Source organism: Mesorhizobium sp. M0019 (assembly GCF_040323975.1).
Classification (GTDB): domain Bacteria; phylum Pseudomonadota; class Alphaproteobacteria; order Rhizobiales; family Rhizobiaceae; genus Mesorhizobium.
In genome coordinates this window covers 45,363-63,239 of record NZ_JAMYVK010000008.1, presented here as the reverse complement: position 1 = coordinate 63,239, position 17,877 = coordinate 45,363, and the positions used below count along the sequence as shown (strand labels likewise).

The following is a 17,877-nucleotide window of genomic DNA, read 5'->3' as shown; positions in this document are numbered from 1 at the left end:
CATCCGGAACGCCGTTACGGGTTTCGCACCGGCCATACGCAACCTTGTTGCTCAACAGGAGAACACACCATGCGTCACGTTGATTTTTCCCCGCTCTACCGTTCGACCGTCGGTTTTGACCGGCTGTTCACCATGCTCGATTCGCTTGCGCAGCCGGAAGGCCAGACGTATCCGCCTTACAACATCGAGCGCACGGGCGAGGATGCCTATCGCATCTCGATGGCTGTGGCCGGCTTCTCGGAAGATGAGATTTCGATCGAAGCTCACCGCAATGTGCTGACCGTCAAGGGTGAGCGCAAGGAGGAAGGCAATGGCGAAGGCTCCGAACTGCTCTATCGCGGTATCGCCAGCCGAGCCTTCGAGCGCCGCTTCCAGCTTGCCGATCACGTCGAGGTTGTCGGCGCCGCGCTGAAGAACGGCCTGCTCTTCGTCGACCTCAAGCGCAACATCCCCGAAGAGCTGAAGCCGCGCAAGATCGCGATCACCTCGGCTCCGGCCAAGGCCAAGCAGATCGAGGCCAAGACTGCCGCCTAAGCCAGGCAGCTAAACTCCGGGACGCCAACTCCCCGGGAAGAAAGGGCGGTGCAGCAATGCGCCGCTCTTTTTGCTGGTGGGCAAGGCTTGCTATCCGGCGAGCAGGTAGCCGAAACGGTCGACCTCGTCGGGCGTGGTCGCGAAGCTGGTGACAAAGCGATAGAGCGCTTCGTCTTCGCCAATGTAGCTGTCGTAGCCGAGCGGCCTGTGCCAGTCGTGGAAGGCCGCCCCTGCCGCTTGCATTCTTTCGGCCTCGGCCTTTTTCATGACTGCGAAGACCTCGTTCGCCTGCGGCAGCCAGGCCAGCCGGGCCGAAGGGGAATCTTCTATCGCCGCGGCAAGCCGTGCCGCCATCGCATTGGCGTGCCGTGCTGTGTCGAGCCATAGCCCACCCCTGAAATAAGCATCGAATTGCGCGGCGATGAAGCGCGATTTCGAGAACAGCTGGGCCGCGCGCTTGCGCAAAAAGGCCAATTCCTTGGCTCGCTCGAGGTCGAACAGCACGATCGCCTCGGCGCACCAACAGCCATTCTTGGTGCCGCCAAAGGAGAGGATGTCGACACCGTGCTTCCAGGTCATTTCGGCCGGCGTCGTTTCCAGCGCGACGAGCGCATTGGCAAAGCGGGCCCCATCCATGTGCAGCGGCAGTCCATGCTGCTTTGCGATCGCCGAAATCCTGGCGATTTCGTTCAGCGTGTAGACGGTGCCGACTTCGGTCGACTGGGTGATCGAAACGGCAACCGGCCGCCCGGAATGGACGTTTTCGGGTGCGAAACGGTCCACCGCCCGTTCCAGATTGCCGGCATCGATCCTGCCGAGTGCGCCTTCGACTGTATAAAGCCGCGAACCGCCGGTGAAATATTCCGGTGCACCGCATTCGTCCTCGATGACGTGCGATTCGCGATGGCAGAAGGAAATGCCGCCTGGCTTGTTATAGGTAGTCAGCGACAGCGAATTGGCAGCGGTGCCGGTGGCGACGAAAAACACCGCGACCTCGCATTCGAAGATTTCATTGAAGCGCTGGTAAACGGCCTTGTCGAGGGCACCGTCGCCATAGGCGGTGGAGAAGCCGTCGGCATGGCCCGACAGGCCGGCAGCGATACGGGGATGGGCGCCTGCCCAATTGTCGGAAGCGAAAATCATGCGTCTGCCTATGCTGGGGAAATCGATGCGAGCTTGGCCGCTTTCGCATGTCGGCCGCAAGTGGCAGATGCCGAAAATCCGCTAAAGCCAGCGAAACGCATGAGCGTAGATGCGGCGACTGAAGGCTACGCTGACACGGCGTTCCGCGCAATTTTCTGTCGCGAAAGCCTCAAGAATTTTGTGAATCGGTCTTGTGTGCATCCAAAATTTCTGTCATAAAAATTTAGGACAGTAGTGCTGTCTTATTTTGTCGCACAAAACTGGCCGCATTGGCATATGATTGCGCCTCTGCGGCATTGCCGCGAGCGACAGCTAGACAGCCTGGCTCCGGCCTGTACGAATACCATATGCGAACCATGCGGAAAGCCGCACGGTCGGCAAGAACTTCGCAAGACGTGCCGCAAGATTGAAAGGGGAGCCACGCGCTTCCCGACGGAAACCAGCGCCCGAAGGGGACGGAACGGAGGACAGGACGATGACGGACATGACGCCATCTGCGACGAAGGCCGCGCAGACGAAAGCGGCAGCCGTCAAAAATCCGTCCCTGACCAATATTGGGCGAACCAGCACCGGCTATGCCGCGCACGGCCTCTATGATCCGCGCAACGAGCATGATGCCTGCGGCGTTGGCTTCATCGTCAACATGAAGGGCGGCAAGTCGCATCAAATCGTCGAGGACGGCCTTGCCGTGCTCGAAAACCTGACGCATCGCGGCGCCGTCGGCGCGGATCCGCTGATGGGCGACGGCGCCGGCGTGCTGGTGCAGCTGCCGGACCGCTTCTTCCGCGAGGAGATGGCCAAGCAAGGGGTCGAACTGCCGAAGCCCGGCCACTATGCCGTCGGCCATGTGTTCATGCCGCGCGACCCGGAGCTGCAGGCGCATATCGAAGGCATCATCGCCGAGGTGGCGCAACTCGAGGGCCAGCCGCTGCTCGGCTTTCGCGACGTGCCGGTCGATAATTCGTCGCTGTCCAAGGCGCCCGACATCGCCGCTTCCGAGCCGGTGCACCGACAGGTATTCCTGGGCCGCGGCGCCGAGATCGAGAACGACGACGATTACGAGCGGCGGCTCTACATCCTGCGCAAGGTCATTTCCGGCCGTATCCACGAAGAGACCAAAGGCGTCGACAACGGCTTCTATGTCGTCTCGATGTCGTCGCGGACCATCGTCTACAAGGGCATGTTCCTGGCCTATCAGGTCGGCGCCTACTACAAGGACCTCACCGACCCGCGTTTCGAGACGGCGCTGATCCTGGTCCACCAGCGCTTCTCGACCAACACGTTCCCGTCGTGGAAGCTGGCGCATCCCTACCGCATGGTCGCCCACAATGGCGAGATCAATACGCTGCGCGGCAACGTCAACTGGATGGCGGCGCGGCAGGCCTCGGTCGATTCCGAACTGTTCGGCAACGACATCTCGAAGCTGTGGCCGATCTCCTATGAAGGGCAGTCCGACACCGCCTGCTTCGACAATGCACTCGAATTCCTGACGCAGGGCGGCTATTCGCTCGCCCACGCCATGATGATGCTGATCCCGGAAGCCTGGGCCGGCAACAAGCTGATGGGTCAGGACCGCAAGGCCTTCTACGAGTATCACGCAGCCCTGATGGAGCCGTGGGACGGGCCAGCGGCGGTTGCCTTCACCGACGGCCGCCAGATCGGTGCCACGCTCGACCGCAACGGGCTGCGGCCAGCGCGCTACATCGTCACCGACGACGACCGCGTCATCATGGCCTCGGAAGCCGGCGTGCTGCCGGTGCCGGAGGAAAGGATCGTCAAGAAGTGGCGGCTGCAGCCCGGCCGCATGCTGCTGATCGACCTGGACAAGGGCCGCATCGTTTCCGACGAGGAGATCAAGTCGGAGATCGCGACCAGGCACCCCTACAAGAGCTGGCTCGCCAACACACAGCTCATCCTCGAGGATCTGAACCCGGTCGAGCCGCGCGCCCTGCGCAGGGATGTCTCACTGCTCGACCGCCAGCAGGCGTTTGGCTACACCCAGGAGGACACCAAGCTGTTGATGTCGCCGATGGCGACCACCGGCCAGGAAGCGGTCGGCTCGATGGGTACCGACACGCCGATTTCGGCAATGTCGGACAGATCAAAGCTGCTCTACACCTATTTCAAGCAGAATTTCGCACAGGTCACCAATCCGCCGATCGACCCGATCCGCGAGGAGCTGGTGATGAGCCTGGTGTCCTTCATCGGGCCGCGGCCCAACATCTTCGATCTTGTCGGCAATTCGCGCCGCAAGCGGCTCGAAGTGCGCCAACCGATCCTGACCAATGGCGATCTGGAGAAGCTGCGCTCCGTCGGCCACACCGAAGACCGTTTCGACACCAAGACGATCGACATCACTTACGGTTCGAATGAAGGCGCGGCCGGCATGCAGGGCGCCATCGACCGGCTATGCGAGCGCGCCGAGGCGGCGGTCGCCGGCGGCTACAATATCATCATCCTGTCGGACCGTCAGCTCGGCCCGGACCGCATCGCCATTCCGGCACTGCTGGCGACTGCGGCCGTGCACCATCATTTGATCCGCAAGGGATTGCGCACGTCGGTTGGGCTCGTCGTGGAATCCGGCGAGCCGCGCGAGGTGCATCATTTCTGCTGTCTCGCCGGCTACGGCGCCGAGGCGATCAATCCCTATCTCGCTTTCGACACGCTGCTCGACATGCACAAGCGTGGCGAATTGCCGGCGGAGGTCGATGCCTACGAAGTCGTCTCCCGTTACATCAAGTCGATCGGCAAGGGCATCCTGAAGGTGATGTCCAAGATGGGCATCTCCACTTACCAGTCCTATTGCGGCGCGCAGATATTCGACGCCATCGGGCTCAAGTCGGACTTCGTGCAGAAGTACTTCACCGGCACGGCGACGCTGATCGAAGGCGTCGGGCTGGACGAGATCGCCGCCGAAACGGTCAGCCGCCACACCGACGGCTTCGGCAACGACCCGGTGCTGCGCAACAGCCTCGAGGTCGGCGGCGAATACATGTTCCGCATGCGCGGCGAGGCCCATATCTGGTCGCCCGACGCAGTGGCGACCTTGCAGCACGCCGTGCGCCAAGGCTCGTGGGAGACGTTCAAGGACTATTCCGCCCAGATCGACAGCGAGACGGCGCAGGCGCAGACCATTCGCGGCCTGTTCAAGATCAAGCTTGCGCAAGAGACCGGGCGTAAGAAGGTCAAGCTCGACGAGGTGATGCCGGCGGCCGATATCGTCAAGCGCTTCTCGACCGGGGCGATGTCCTTCGGCTCGATCTCCAGGGAAGCGCACACGACACTGGCGCGCGCCATGAACGCCATCGGCGGCAAGTCGAACACCGGCGAGGGCGGCGAAGAGGCCGACCGCTATCTGCCACTGCCGGGCGGCGGCAAGAACCCCGAACGCTCGGCAATCAAGCAGGTCGCTTCGGGACGCTTTGGCGTCACGGCGGAGTATCTGGTCAATTCCGACATGATGCAGATCAAGGTCGCGCAAGGGGCGAAGCCCGGCGAGGGCGGCCAGCTGCCGGGCCACAAGGTCGATGCGACCATCGCCAAGGTCAGGCATTCGACGCCGGGCGTCGGCCTGATCTCGCCGCCGCCGCATCATGACATCTATTCGATCGAGGATCTGGCGCAGCTCATCTACGACCTGAAGAACGTCAATCCGGCGGCCGACGTATCGGTCAAGTTGGTCTCGGAAGTCGGCGTCGGCACGGTTGCGGCCGGCGTCGCCAAGGCGCGTGCCGACCACATCACCATATCAGGCTATGACGGCGGCACCGGTGCCTCGCCGCTGACCTCGCTCAAGCATGCCGGCAGCCCATGGGAGATGGGCCTTGCCGAGACGCACCAGACGCTGGTGCTCAACGGCCTCAGGTCGCGCGTCGCGCTGCAGGTCGATGGCGGCCTGCGCACCGGGCGTGACGTCATTATCGGCGCACTGCTCGGCGCCGACGAGTTCGGCTTTTCGACCGCGCCGTTGATCGCGGCCGGCTGCATCATGATGCGCAAGTGCCATCTCAACACCTGCCCCGTCGGCGTCGCGACACAGGACCCGGTGCTGCGCAAGCGCTTCAAGGGCACGCCCGAGCACGTCATCAACTTCTTCTTCTATGTGGCGGAAGAGGTGCGGGCGCTGCTTGCCGAGATGGGCTACACCCATCTCGACCAGATCATCGGCGACACCGACCTTCTGGAAAAGCGCGAGCTGATCCAGCACTGGAAGGCACGCGGGCTCGACTTCAGCAAGATGTTCTACAAGCCCGATGCGCCGCACGAGGCGGTGCACTGGACCGAGCGGCAGAAGCATCCGATCGACGACGTGCTCGACCGCAAGCTGATCGAACTCGCAAAGCCGGCGCTCGAAGCCAGGCAGCCGGTCAGTATCGAACTGCCGATTCGCAACGTCGACCGTTCGACCGGCGCCATGCTGTCGGGCGAGGTGGCAAAGCGCTTCAAGCACAAGGGCCTGCGCGAGGACACGATCTCGGTCAAGCTCACCGGCACGGCCGGCCAGTCCTTTGGCGCCTTCCTGGCGCGCGGTGTCTCGTTCGAACTGGTGGGCGCTGCCAACGACTATGTCGGCAAGGGCCTGTCGGGTGGCCGCATTGTCATCCGCCCGCCGGAGAACACGAAAATCGTTGCTGCCGAGTCCATTATTGTCGGCAATACCGTGCTCTACGGCGCAACCGAGGGCGAGGCCTATTTCTGCGGCGTTGCCGGCGAGCGTTTTGCCGTGCGCAATTCGGGTGTCGCCGCCGTCGTTGAAGGCGTCGGCGACCATGGTTGCGAATACATGACCGGCGGTATCGTCGTCGTCATCGGCCAGACCGGCCGCAACTTCGCCGCCGGCATGTCGGGGGGCGTCGCCTATGTGCTCGACGAGGCGGGTGATTTCGCCGAACGCTGCAACATGGCGATGGTCGAGCTGGAGCCGGTTCCGGAAGAGGACGACCTGATGGAAAAGCTGCTCCACCATGGCGGCGATCTCGACCATAAGGGCCGTGTCGACGTATCCGGCGATATGACCAGCCATGACGAGGAGCGGCTCTACCAGCTGATCTCCAACCACGTCCACTACACCGGCTCGGTACGAGGTCGCGAAATCCTCGACGACTGGGCGACTTTCCGGCCGAAATTCCGGAAGATCATGCCGGTCGAATACCGCCGCGCGCTGATCGAGATGGAGCGGATGCGCATGAACGTGGCGGCGGAATAGATTTGGAAATTGCCGGGAGGCCGTGCGTCCCGGCAACCCTCTTCATCAACAATCCTGACCTCGGACTGAAGGTTGCCACAGCTGCCTTATGAGGTTAACGGGTGCGTCGCCAGGCGTGCCTTCCGGACAGTAGGGACTGGACTATGGGCAAGGTAACAGGGTTTCTCGAGATCGACCGGCAGGTGCACAAGTACCAGCCGGCTTCCGACCGCATCCGGCATTTCCGCGAGTTCACGCTGCCGATGTCGGACAGGGAGGTCGAGAAACAGGCCGCGCGGTGCATGGATTGCGGCATTCCGTATTGCCATGGACCGACCGGCTGCCCGATCCACAACCAGATCCCGGACTGGAACGACCTCGTCTACAATGGCGACTGGGAAAACGCGATCCGCAACCTGCATTCGACCAACAATTTTCCGGAATTTACCGGCCGCATCTGCCCCGCACCTTGCGAGGAAGCCTGCACGCTGAACCTCGAGGATATTCCGGTCGCCATCAAGACGATCGAGCAGGCGATTGCCGACAAAGCCTATGAAACCGGCCATATCCGGCCCTATCCGCCGGAACGGAAGACCGGCAAGCGCGTCGCGATCATCGGCTCGGGGCCGGCAGGCATGGCGGCTGCCCAGCAACTCGGCCGCGCAGGCCATGACGTTCACGTCTATGAGCGCGAGAGCCGGCCGGGCGGGCTGATGCGCTACGGCATCCCCGATTTCAAGATCGAGAAGCATTATATCGACCGGCGCATCGAGCAGATGCAGGGCGAAGGTGTCAGCTTCCATTGCGGCGTCAATGTCGGCGTCGACAAGCCGGTCGCCGAACTGCTCGCCGAATATGATGCCGTGCTCTATTGCGGCGGTTCCGAAACGCCGCGCCCGGCCAACATCCCGGGCGACGATCTCGACGGCGTGCACGACGCCATGCCCTATCTGGTGCAGCAGAACAAGCGTATCGGCGGCGAGCCGATCCAGTCGGTCGCATGGCCGTCGCGCCCGATCGTCGCCGGCGGCCAGCATGTCGTCGTCGTCGGCGGCGGCGACACTGCCTCAGACTGCGTCGGCACCGCCTTCCGCCAGGGCGCGGTGCGCGTCACCCAGCTCGACATCCGGCCGCAGCCGCCGGAAAAGGAAGACAAGCTGTCGGTCTGGCCCTACTGGGCGACCAAGATGCGCACGTCATCGTCGCAGGCCGAAGGCGCCGAGCGCGAATTCCAGGTGGCGACGCTTGAATTCATCGGCGAGGACGGCCAGCTGACCGGGGTCAAATGCTGCGAGGTCGACGAAAAGCGCAAGCCAATCGCCGGCACCGAATTCGTCATCCGCGCCGATCTCGCGTTCATCGCCATCGGCTTTGCCGGGCCAGCCGCTCGCGGGCCGGTCTCGGAACTCGACGGGCAGATGAAGATCGTCACCGACAGCCGCCGTTCGAAGAATGTCGAGGCCAATGACCGGGACTACAGGACCAGCGTCGAAAGGCTCTATACGGCGGGCGACGTGCGGCGCGGCCAGTCGCTGGTCGTCTGGGCGATCCGCGAGGGCCGCCAGGCGGCGCGCGCCATCGACGAGGCGCTGATGGGATCGAGCGTGCTGCCGCGCTGAGCCCGTTCCGAAGAGGTTCTGTTTACTGGCGGATCGCCGTCGTCGTATCGGATGCGGCCGCCGTCGCAGGCTGTGTCTTGGGTGGCCACGAGAAATCGTCGGCACGGCCCGGTGAGGCGTCGGGCGCCTTGCCCTCGATGACAAGCCTTTCGCCCGGCAAATGCTTGTCCGCTTTTGCCGGCGGGGCGGCGCCGAGAAGTTCCGAGCCGCCGTCCAGCGCCGGATCGCTGAGCAGCATCGGCACGGTGCGATCGACAGCTATCGGTGCGGCAGCAGGTGACGGCGCCTCGACGGGAGCGCCGGCCGGGGCAGACGCTGTCACCACGCTTCCCGGCGCGGCCAGCCCAAGGATCTTCATCAGCGGCTTTTCGGTATAGAAGGCGAGCTTGCGCTTGCCGGCCTTCGACATGTTGATGCCGTCGTCGGAGCGCAGGCGCACCGATTGGCCGTTGATGTCCGGTCCGCTGGTGATGAAGGCGCCGTTCTCGTCGACGAACCCGTCCCAGACGTCGACGAATTCGCCGCCGTGGCTTTCGGCGGACGAGCGGAAGATGTCGTTGAAGGCCAGCATGTCGGAGGTCATTTTCGAGACCCGGAAGGCCGGCATGCCAACCCACAGATACGGCACCTTGGTTGCTGCGATGGCCTTGCCGAACGCTTCGGTCCGGCGCTCGTATTCCTTGGTCCAGTTTTCGGATCGCGGCTGCTCGCGCACATCGCCGACGCGCATCTGCTGCCGGTCGTTGGATCCGAGCATGACGACGACGGCTGCCGGTTTTTCGGCAGCGATCAGCGACTTGACCTGGTCTGGCCAGTTGTAGACATCGTCACGCACGAAGCCGGACGATCCGTTGGCACGGACGACGATCCTGACGCCGGTGTTCTCGGCAAAGGCGGCGTCGAGCCCCTCAGCCAGCCCAGACGCCATGAAATCGCCGACCACCAGAACGACGCGTGCATCCGGCGCCTTCTCGGCCACCGGGGTTGTCGGCTCGGCCGGCGGCGGCCGGCGAACTGACCGGGGCTTTCTCAGCTTGGGCCTGGGCTTTGTTCTCTGGAATTCTCTCTGGAATTCGGGCGGCGGCTGCTCAAACCGCTCGCTTCTGCGCGGAAACAACAGCTCGCGCAACGACCAGCCACGACTTTCCGGCTCCTGCGCCATGGCCGAGGTATGAAAGGCACTGGCGGCGCCGACTGCCAGAACGGCGATCGCCAGAACCAGGATCGGCACGCGACGAACGATTAACCGGATGCGCGCAGCCGAAACCAATCACCCTCTCCATCCCGCAACCGGCTCTAGTTCTGCCTGAGCCATTTGAGCACTTCCTTGCTCGGATACCCGTCCTGGGTCAAGCCGGCCTTTGCCTGGAAGGCCATGATGGCGGTTTTCGATCCGTCACCGATCTTGCCGTCGAACTTGCCGTCGTAATAGCCGTGCTCGGAAAGTCGCTTCTGAAGCTCCTGCCTTTCCTCGAAGGAGAGCTTGGTAAACGGTCGCTTCCAGTCCTGCACAAGCCCGCCATAGCCGGCAATTTCGTCGGCAAGAAGGCCCACGGCGAGCGCATATTTGTCGGCATTGTTGTAACGCTTGATGACCGAGAAATTCTTGATCATCAGGAAAGCCGGCCCGCCGCGGCCGCCGGGCAGCTTCAACGTCGCCTTGTCCGCACCGTTCTTGAACGGCTTGCCGTTGGCACGGCTGACCCCCAGCGCCTGCCATTGCGACAGCGACTTCGAGCCTCCGGGCAGCTTCTTGCCGTCCGGAAGGCTGACCTCATAACCCCAGGTCTTGCCTGCTTGCCAGCCGTTCTTCCTCAGCAAATTGGCGGCTGTCGCCAGTGCGTCGGGAATCGAATTCCAGATGTCGCGCTTGCCGTTGCCGTCCATATCGACCGCATAGGACTGGTAGCTGGTGGGGATGAACTGGGTATGGCCCATCGCGCCGGCCCATGAGCCGCTGAGATGGCTTTCGTCGATGTCGCCGGTCTGCAGGATCTTCAGCGCCGCGATCAGCTGGGTGCGGGCAAATTTCGCTCGCTTCGGGTCGGCATAACCAAGCGTCGCCAGCGAGCGCACCACATTGCGCATGATATCATCGCGCTTGAGGGTTTCGCCGTAGTTCGATTCCATAGACCAGATGGCCAGCAGGATGTAGCGGTCGACGCCGTATCTTGCCTCGATCCTGTCCAGCCAAGGCTTCCATTTCCTTGCCATATGCTGGCCGACGGCGACCGACTGGTCATGGACGCGGTTGTCGAAATAATCCCAAGCGGGTGCGGTGAATTCGGGTTGAGTACGGGCCTTTTCCAGCACCACCGGGTCAGCATCGTTGATGCCCTTGAATGCCTGGTCGTAGACGGAGCCGGAAACGCCGCTCGCCACGGCGGTAGCACGGAAGCTGGCGACCCATTGGCGGAAGCCGGCATCGGCAAAAGCCGGCCCGCTGGGCATGAGCAAGGCAAACGAGAGGCTGGCGGCCGTCAGGACGCTGGTGAAGCGCCTTGCGGCGTTGCGAACGGACATCTTTTCCTCCTTCTTCATCTCAGGAAGACTATTCATCGCCGAACCCGGTTAGCATTTGGTTTACCATAGGTGTCGTCCGGGGTGAAAAGATGCGTCAATGCTTTACCAGCTGAGATTTCTGACCCGCCGTTCAGTAATCCTCGATTTCGGCATGAAAATGTCTCGAATCGGGATTGCCGAACAGTCATGCAAATGGATAATTGGCACATGAAGAGAGTTCGCAAGGCAGTGTTCCCGGTTGCCGGTCTCGGCACGCGCTTTCTCCCTGCCACCAAGGCCATTCCCAAGGAAATGCTGACGGTCGTCGACAGGCCGGTCATCCAGTATGTGGTCGATGAGGCGCGCGAAGCCGGGATCGAGCATTTCATCTTTGTGACCGGCCGCAACAAGGCGGTCATCGAGGATCACTTCGATGTCCAGTTCGAGCTCTACGACACGCTTGCGCAGCGCGGCAAGGACGACCAGCTCGCCCGCCTGCAGCGGCTGCAGCCGGCGCCGGGGCAGACCAGCTTCACCCGCCAGCAGGTACCGCTCGGCCTTGGTCACGCCGTCTGGTGCGCGCGCGAGCTCGTCGGCGACGAGCCCTTTGCGCTGCTGTTGCCCGACATGATCATGCAGTCGGAAAAAAGCTGCATGAAGGACATGGTCGAGCTTTACGCCGAGACCGGCAACAACATCGTCGCCGTGCAGGAATGCGATCCGGCCGAGGCGCACAAATACGGCATTGTCGGCCGCGGCGAGGACGCGCATCACGGTTTCCGCATCACCGGCATGGTGGAAAAGCCGAAGACCGGCACGGCGCCGTCGAACCTCTACATCAACGGGCGCTATATCCTGCAGCCGGAGATATTCAAGATACTCGAAGGTCAGGAAAAAGGCGCCGGCAACGAGATCCAGCTCACCGATGCAATGCTGAAGCTGCAGAAGCAACAGTCCTTCTACGGCTACCACTACCGCGGGCGGACGTTCGACTGCGGCTCGCCCGAAGGCTTCGTCGAGGCCAACGTTGCCTTCGCACTGTGGCGCAGAGACATGAATGCCAGCATGGCCGGTGTCATTCGCACGCTTCTCGACGAACTCGCGCCGTCAGAACGCCGCGGCGTAGCCTTGTAGTTTCAACACCGGTTGCCGCGCTGATCGGCTAAAGCGCGCCGCGTTCGACCGACCTCATGCGACGCGCTTTAGGTTCTTGTTTTACGCAAGTCGTTATCGCAAAACCGCTGCACACTTTTGCGCGACATGCATTTAGCGCTGCAACTTCAAGCCGACGAAGATACTGTTGGCCGTGTAGTCGCGCCCAACCAGGTTGCTGGTCAGTTTTTCAGTCCTGGCGCGGGTGGTGAGCCCGGTGTAGCGGTTCAGCCACCACGTCAGCCCAGCCTCGGCGCTCAGCGTCAAATCATGATCGTCGGAGCCGGTATAGTCGCGCCATTCAAGGCCGAGAGCGGCATTTCCGGTCAGGTTGGCGCGGATCTGCCGCTCGCCGGTGAGGCTGCCGGAATAGAGCATGTCGCCGCTTTCGCCCGCATTCGTCGTGTTCTCGGCGGTCGTCTGTGCGGTGAGCCCGATCGTGGTGCCGCGTTCCGGCGACCATTTGAGATCGGCATTGACCGTCGCGCCCGAAATAGCCGGCAGGGCATCGTCGTCGATAGCTTCGCGCAGCCAGCCGACCGAGAACTCGCCGCTAAGCTTCTCGCGGAGATCGAGCTCGACGCCGGCCCGTGCGCCAAGCCTGGTCGAGGAGCGCTGGAAGCCGTTTGGATCGACGCGCAAATCATAAGCGCGCCGGCCGATCTCGATTTCGGTGAACGGGGTGATGGCAGGCGAGATCTCGTAACCGGTACGCAAAATGGCCGTGTAGAGCGTCGAGTCGCGGCCCTTCTGCGACAGCGATCCGCCCGACGAAAGCTTGGCGTCGCCAAAGATGTCGTGCTCGACCGCGCCAGTCAGCGCGAAGCGCATTTTGCCGGCATCCTTCTCGACGGCGAGACTGCCGTTCACGGTCTGGCGCACCGGCTGGCCAACGGCGCCGACGACCGCGTCCGGCGCCGAGGCCGATTCGGGCAAGGCCTCATAGCCCAGCTTGGCGATGGCGCGCAGATCATTGTCGAGATCGATGTTGAGTGTGCCGTCGACGCGGCCTTGCGCCTCGTGAATGTCATAGCCGGACAAGGTTTCGCGGAAGATGCCATAGCCCTCAACCGTCGCCGAATTCTCCCGCCAGTCGGAGACGGCGTTGAAGCGCAGCGTCGTTTCCGACAGCAAGGCCGGCTTGCCGAGGCTGCTCGAATCGGCGTTTGTCGAAGACGTCAGGCCTTGCTCGAGCGTCGGCCGGATCACGAAGGAGCCGAGCTTGATGCCGGTGGCGGCGAACGGGTCGTCCTCGTTCTTGTTGTCCTGGCCTTCGATGGCTTCGGTGCGCTCGGCGCCAGGGTCGAGCTTGAGCCTCTCGGCGGAATCGATGGTGACGGCACGGCGGTTGACCGTATCCTGCTCGTCTATGGCGGCGGTATCGGTGTCGTCGGTCGCCGCCGCGGCTGCAGTCGCGGTTCTCTTGCGCTTCTGGCTGTCAGCGGTCTCGTCTTCGGCGTTGGCCGCATTGGCGGCGCGTTGCGTCGCGCTTGGCCGCCGTCGGGGGGGCGGAGCAGGGTTGTCGGGAAATGGATCGCCGATGGCCGCTGGTTGATCGAAAGTGCCGCCGGTTTTGGCCGCCTCGCCCGTGCCGTCGTCAGGCAACGCCCCTTGGCTGGCCGGGCGATAGGTAGGCAGCGGCGTATTGTCGTTGGCGGTTGCAGCAGCCTGCGCGGCTTGGGTTCCGGCTATGCTCGATTGCCTGATCTTGTACTGCTGGTCGTCCAGGATTGTCGATTCCGAAACCTCGCCGCGCAGCTCGGTTTCCTGGGCGCAAAGCAGTGCCGGCCGCGACAACGCAAAGACACTGGTTGCCAGCAGCAAAGCGCAGACCGCCTTGCCCTTTCGTCCCATTTTGTTTTGAGGCTGAAACCCGGACATCGGCACCACTGCTTGCGCGGCGCACGCGCGCCATACTTACGAAACCGTAAATGGGGATGGTTAACGGAGCGTTGAGGCATGGCCCGTCAGGAGGTTCGGGACGGCAATTCCGTTGGACAGGCGCGCGCCGAAGCGCTAATCGCATCGTCCATGGACGTGAAATCCCCAGACAGGAAGCGGCATGACGGGCAGGCCGCGATTGCCTCGGCGCTGAGAACCGTGGCGACGGAGCAGGCCGGCGTCGCGGCACTGGCAGACGCTCTCGAAAACGGGCTGGCCGAGCCGTTCGCACGAGCCGTCGGCATGGTGTCGCAGATCGATGGCCGCGTCATCGTCACCGGGGTCGGCAAAAGCGGCCATATCGGCTCGAAGATCGCCGCAACGCTCGCCTCGACCGGCACGCCGGCCTTCTTCGTCCACCCTGCCGAAGCCAATCACGGCGACCTTGGCATGATCGCCAGAAACGACGCCATAATCGCGCTTTCGTGGTCGGGCGAAAGCCTTGAGCTCAAGGGCATCATCGCCTATTCGAGGCGCTTCTCGATCCCGCTGGTCGCGGTCACCGCGGGTGAAAAATCGGCTCTGGCGCGCGCGGCCGACGTTGTGCTTCTGCTGCCGCGAGCACCGGAAGCCTGCCCGCACGGGCTTGCGCCGACGACCTCGACACTATTGCAAATGGTGATGGGCGATGCGCTGGCCATCGCGCTCCTCGAGGCACGCGGCTTCACCCCGGACCATTTCCGCACGTTCCATCCCGGCGGCCAGCTCGGAGCCAACCTGACGCAGATCCGCGAGATCATGCATGTCGGCGACAGGCTGCCGCTGGTGTCGTCAGGTACCGGCATGCGCGAGGCAATCCTCGAATTGTCGCGCAAGGGGTTTGGCTGCGTGGCCGTGACTGCCGCGGACGGCAAGCTGATCGGCATCATCACCGATGGCGACATCAGGCGCCATATCGGCAGCGATCTCCTGGCAATGAGCGTCGATCAGGTGATGACCAGAGAGCCGAAAATGGCCGCGCCCGACACGCTTGTTGCGACGGCGCTGCAGACGATCAACGACTCGGCTATCACCAGCCTGATGGTGGTCGAAGGCAGGCGGCCGATCGGGCTCGTCCATCTGCACGACCTGCTGCGCATCGGTGCTGCCTAGCGGGCTTCTAGACCGCCTCGACCGTCAGTTCCAGGTCGGTATCAGCGGCGCCCGTCACGCGCACTTGCGTTCCGGCCGGCAGGTCAGGGCCGGAGACGCGCCACAACGTGTCGCCCAGCTTTACGCGGCCGCGCCCGTCCTTGATCGGCTCGGCAAGGGTCGCGGTCCGGCCGACCATCTGTGCGCCGCGACGGTTGAGAAGGGGCTGGTCGGTTTCATCATGGCGCCCGCCCACCAGCCGCTTGCCGACATAGGCCGAGACCAGCGACAGCGCGAGGAAGGCGAGGACCTGGACTTGCCAGGTCCAGAAACCGGCATCCCAGATGAGCAGTGAGACGACGCCGATCAACAGCGCGGCAATGCCGATCCACAGCATGAAAATGCCCGGCGCGATGACCTCCATTACCAGCAGGACGAAGCCGAGGACCATCCAGCTCCACGGGCCGAGTTCGGAAACAATGCGGTCGAGCATGGCTGTGGCCTCAGGTTTCGCTCGGACGAACGACCGGCGGGCGGGCGGCCTGTCGTGCGGCACCGGCGGTGCCTTCGCTTCGGAAAACTTCCTTGGCGATTTCGCCAATACCGCCGAGCGTGCCGATCAGCGATGAGGCCTCCATCGGCATCAGCACGAGCTTGCTATTTGTCGCTGAGCCGATCTTGGTCAGCGCTTCGGTGTATTTCAGCGCGACGAAGTAGTTGAGCGCCTGCACGTCGCCTTTGGAAATCGCCTCCGACACCACCTGCGTGGCGCGTGCTTCAGCCTCGGCCGAGCGCTCGCGCGCCTCGGCATCGCGGAAGGCGGCTTCCTTGCGGCCTTCGGCCTCCAGGATCTGCGATTGCTTGAGGCCTTCGGCGGCGAGGATCTGCGCGCGCTTATTGCGCTCGGCCATCATCTGTCGGCCCATCGATTCGACGAGATTGGCCGGCGGGTTGATGTCCTTGATCTCGACACGAGTGATCTTGATGCCCCAGGGATGCGCCGCCTCGTCAACGACGCGCAGCAGGCGCTCGTTGATGGCGTCGCGGTTCGACAAAAGTTCGTCGAGGTCCATCGAGCCCATCACGGTGCGGATGTTGGTCATCGTGAGATTGAGAATCGCATTCTGCAGGCCGGAGACCTGGTAGGCGGCCTGCGCCGCGTTGAGCACCTGATAGAAGGCGATGCCATCGACGGCAACGGTGGCATTGTCGCGGGTGATGATCTCCTGCGTCGGAACGTCGAGCACCTGCTCCATCATGTTCATCTTGGCGCCGACACGGTCGACGAAAGGCACGATCAGGTTGAGGCCTGGGTTCAATGTCTTGGTGTAACGGCCAAAACGTTCGACGGTATAATTATAGCCTTGCGGAATTGTTCGGATGCCCTTGATAAGCACCAGCACGACAAGGGCGACAAGAACAAGAAGCGCGATATCAAAACCACTGAAACCCATTTGGCTCTCCCCTCAAAGGCCGGCCATGTTGGATATTCCACGCGACCGATTCCCATCAAACACTTAAGTGTGTTTCAGCAATGTTACAATCAGGTGATCACGGATTGCGGGTGCATAGACGGGTGATCTGTTCAGGCCCAGCCGGACAGCTCGCGCCGCACCATCGCCTCGATCACCGCCATGCCCTCGGCACTGTCGTTGAGGCAAGGGATGTGTGCGAACTTTTCGCCGCCGGCATGATGGAAGGTCTCGGACGCTTCCCTGCCGATCTCGTCCAGCGTCTCGATGCAGTCGACGGAAAATCCTGGATTGACGATGGCGACCGATTTCACGCCTTCGCGCCCTAGTCTTTCGACCGTCTTGTCGGTGTAGGGCTGCAGCCACTCCTGCGCGCCGAAGCGCGACTGGAAGGTGGTAATCAGCTTGTTTTCATCCCAGCCGAGCTTTTCGCGCAGCAGTCGGGTCGTCTCGAGGCAATGGGCCTGGTAGGGGTCGCCCTTGTCGGAATAGGGTTTCGGAATGCCGTGATAGGAAGCGATGACAATTTCCGGTTCGAAGTCGAGGCTCGCCAGATGCTTTTCGATCGAACGGGCGAGCGCCTCGATATAGGCCGGCTCGTTGTAATAGGGTGGCACGCTGCGAATGGCCGGGGCGCGGCGCATCTTCATCAGCGCGCGAAACAGCTGGTCGTTGGCAGTCGCAGTCGTCGTCGCCGAATATTGCGGATAGAGCGGGAAAGACAGGATGCGGTCGCAGCCTTGCTCGACCAGTCTCTCGGCCACGCTCTCGGTCGAAGGGTTGCCGTAGCGCATCGCCCAGTCGACGACGACATTGGGTAGCTCGCCGAGCGCGAGCCCGAGCTTCTCGGCCTGGGCGCGGGTGTAGGTTCGCAGCGGCGACTCGTTGCGCTCCCGGTTCCATATCCTGGCATAGTTGGCCCCTGATTTCTTCGGCCGGGTGGTGAGGACCACGCCGTAGAGGATCGGATACCAGATCGCCTTGTTGAGCTCGATGACGCGCGGATCGGACAGGAACTCCCGGAGATAGCGCCACATCGGCTTGAAGCCGGTGCCGTCCGGGGTGCCGAGATTGATCAGCATGACACCGACCTTGCCGGTCCTGACCAGAGGGCGCCCTGCCGACGGCGAGGCGGCAGTCTTCTCGGCTTTGATTTCAGCAGGGTTGGCAAGCGTCATGAGGTTCTCCAACACCGCGAACCAACGGTGCCGCGGCGAAAGTAGCGATGCCGCGCCGGTTTTCAAATGCTGCGTCTGGC

General features: G+C 62.9%; 12 protein-coding genes. 5 read left to right on the top strand and 7 right to left on the bottom strand.

All coding sequences use genetic code 11. The annotated features are described in order from the left end of the window. Positions 1-69 precede the first annotated feature (69 nt). Positions 70-534, top strand: coding sequence for an Hsp20 family protein (locus NKK47_RS08550; protein ID WP_023675381.1), 465 nt, complete (start codon positions 70-72; stop codon positions 532-534). Positions 535-624: 90 nt separating this feature from the next. Here NKK47_RS08550 and NKK47_RS08545 read toward each other — a convergent pair whose 3' ends face one another. Next, on the bottom strand, positions 625-1,677 hold the full coding sequence (locus NKK47_RS08545; protein ID WP_352576130.1) for a threonine aldolase family protein: 1,053 nt from the start codon (positions 1,675-1,677) through the stop codon (positions 625-627). A 475-nt stretch (positions 1,678-2,152) separates the two neighbouring features. Between NKK47_RS08545 and gltB the strand changes: the two genes are divergently transcribed. Together gltB and NKK47_RS08535 are read left to right on the top strand one after the other, a co-directional pair. Continuing rightward, positions 2,153-6,883 (top strand): glutamate synthase large subunit, encoded by a 4,731-nt coding sequence (gltB, locus tag NKK47_RS08540; RefSeq protein WP_352576129.1) that lies wholly within the window; start codon positions 2,153-2,155, stop codon positions 6,881-6,883. A 143-nt stretch (positions 6,884-7,026) separates the two neighbouring features. Continuing rightward, positions 7,027-8,481 carry a glutamate synthase subunit beta gene (locus NKK47_RS08535; RefSeq protein ID WP_352576127.1) on the top strand — a complete coding sequence of 485 codons (1,455 nt, stop codon included), beginning with the start codon at positions 7,027-7,029 and terminating at the stop codon, positions 8,479-8,481. Positions 8,482-8,503: 22 nt separating this feature from the next. Here NKK47_RS08535 and NKK47_RS08530 read toward each other — a convergent pair whose 3' ends face one another. After that, positions 8,504-9,751 carry an SGNH/GDSL hydrolase family protein gene (locus NKK47_RS08530; RefSeq protein WP_352576125.1) on the bottom strand — a complete coding sequence of 416 codons (1,248 nt, stop codon included), beginning with the start codon at positions 9,749-9,751 and terminating at the stop codon, positions 8,504-8,506. Between the two features lie 26 nt (positions 9,752-9,777). Further along, complete coding sequence (locus tag NKK47_RS08525; protein WP_352576123.1) at positions 9,778-11,004, bottom strand: lytic murein transglycosylase; 1,227 nt, start codon at positions 11,002-11,004, stop codon at positions 9,778-9,780. A gap of 207 nt (positions 11,005-11,211) precedes the next feature. Here NKK47_RS08525 and galU point away from each other — a divergent pair, with 207 nt between their 5' ends. Further along, positions 11,212-12,117, top strand: a complete 906-nt coding sequence (galU, locus tag NKK47_RS08520) for a UTP--glucose-1-phosphate uridylyltransferase GalU (protein WP_023675387.1) — start codon at positions 11,212-11,214, stop codon at positions 12,115-12,117. 132 nt (positions 12,118-12,249) lie between these two features. Here the strand turns inward: galU and NKK47_RS08515 are convergent, their stop codons facing one another. After that, on the bottom strand, positions 12,250-13,989 hold the full coding sequence (locus NKK47_RS08515; RefSeq protein ID WP_502896702.1) for an outer membrane beta-barrel protein: 1,740 nt from the start codon (positions 13,987-13,989) through the stop codon (positions 12,250-12,252). 177 nt (positions 13,990-14,166) lie between these two features. Between NKK47_RS08515 and NKK47_RS08510 the strand changes: the two genes are divergently transcribed. Then, positions 14,167-15,168 (top strand): KpsF/GutQ family sugar-phosphate isomerase, encoded by a 1,002-nt coding sequence (locus NKK47_RS08510; protein WP_023675389.1) that lies wholly within the window; start codon positions 14,167-14,169, stop codon positions 15,166-15,168. 7 nt (positions 15,169-15,175) lie between these two features. Here NKK47_RS08510 and NKK47_RS08505 read toward each other — a convergent pair whose 3' ends face one another. From NKK47_RS08505 to hemH, 3 genes are all read right to left on the bottom strand, one after another. Then, entirely contained in the window at positions 15,176-15,640 is a 465-nt protein-coding gene (locus NKK47_RS08505) for an NfeD family protein (protein WP_023675390.1), read from the bottom strand. A 10-nt stretch (positions 15,641-15,650) separates the two neighbouring features. Further along, positions 15,651-16,601 (bottom strand): SPFH domain-containing protein, encoded by a 951-nt coding sequence (locus tag NKK47_RS08500; RefSeq protein WP_352568140.1) that lies wholly within the window; start codon positions 16,599-16,601, stop codon positions 15,651-15,653. Between the two features lie 131 nt (positions 16,602-16,732). Next, on the bottom strand, positions 16,733-17,797 hold the full coding sequence (gene hemH, locus NKK47_RS08495) for a ferrochelatase (RefSeq protein WP_352576121.1): 1,065 nt from the start codon (positions 17,795-17,797) through the stop codon (positions 16,733-16,735). Positions 17,798-17,877 lie beyond the last annotated feature (80 nt).

Bases quoted from the DNA above. Each gene is read 5' to 3' on its own strand.
- NKK47_RS08515 (WP_502896702.1), bottom strand. From the start codon at position 13,989: ATGGGACGAAAGGGCAAGGCGGTCTGCGCTTTGCTGCTGGCAACCAGT.
- NKK47_RS08525 (WP_352576123.1), bottom strand. From the start codon at position 11,004: ATGTCCGTTCGCAACGCCGCAAGGCGCTTCACCAGCGTCCTGACGGCC.
- NKK47_RS08500 (WP_352568140.1), bottom strand. From the start codon at position 16,601: ATGGGTTTCAGTGGTTTTGATATCGCGCTTCTTGTTCTTGTCGCCCTT.
- NKK47_RS08510 (WP_023675389.1), top strand. From the start codon at position 14,167: ATGGACGTGAAATCCCCAGACAGGAAGCGGCATGACGGGCAGGCCGCG.
- galU (WP_023675387.1), top strand. From the start codon at position 11,212: ATGAAGAGAGTTCGCAAGGCAGTGTTCCCGGTTGCCGGTCTCGGCACG.
- NKK47_RS08505 (WP_023675390.1), bottom strand. From the start codon at position 15,640: ATGCTCGACCGCATTGTTTCCGAACTCGGCCCGTGGAGCTGGATGGTC.
- gltB (WP_352576129.1), top strand. From the start codon at position 2,153: ATGACGGACATGACGCCATCTGCGACGAAGGCCGCGCAGACGAAAGCG.
- NKK47_RS08545 (WP_352576130.1), bottom strand. From the start codon at position 1,677: ATGATTTTCGCTTCCGACAATTGGGCAGGCGCCCATCCCCGTATCGCT.
- NKK47_RS08535 (WP_352576127.1), top strand. From the start codon at position 7,027: ATGGGCAAGGTAACAGGGTTTCTCGAGATCGACCGGCAGGTGCACAAG.
- hemH (WP_352576121.1), bottom strand. From the start codon at position 17,797: ATGACGCTTGCCAACCCTGCTGAAATCAAAGCCGAGAAGACTGCCGCC.
- NKK47_RS08550 (WP_023675381.1), top strand. From the start codon at position 70: ATGCGTCACGTTGATTTTTCCCCGCTCTACCGTTCGACCGTCGGTTTT.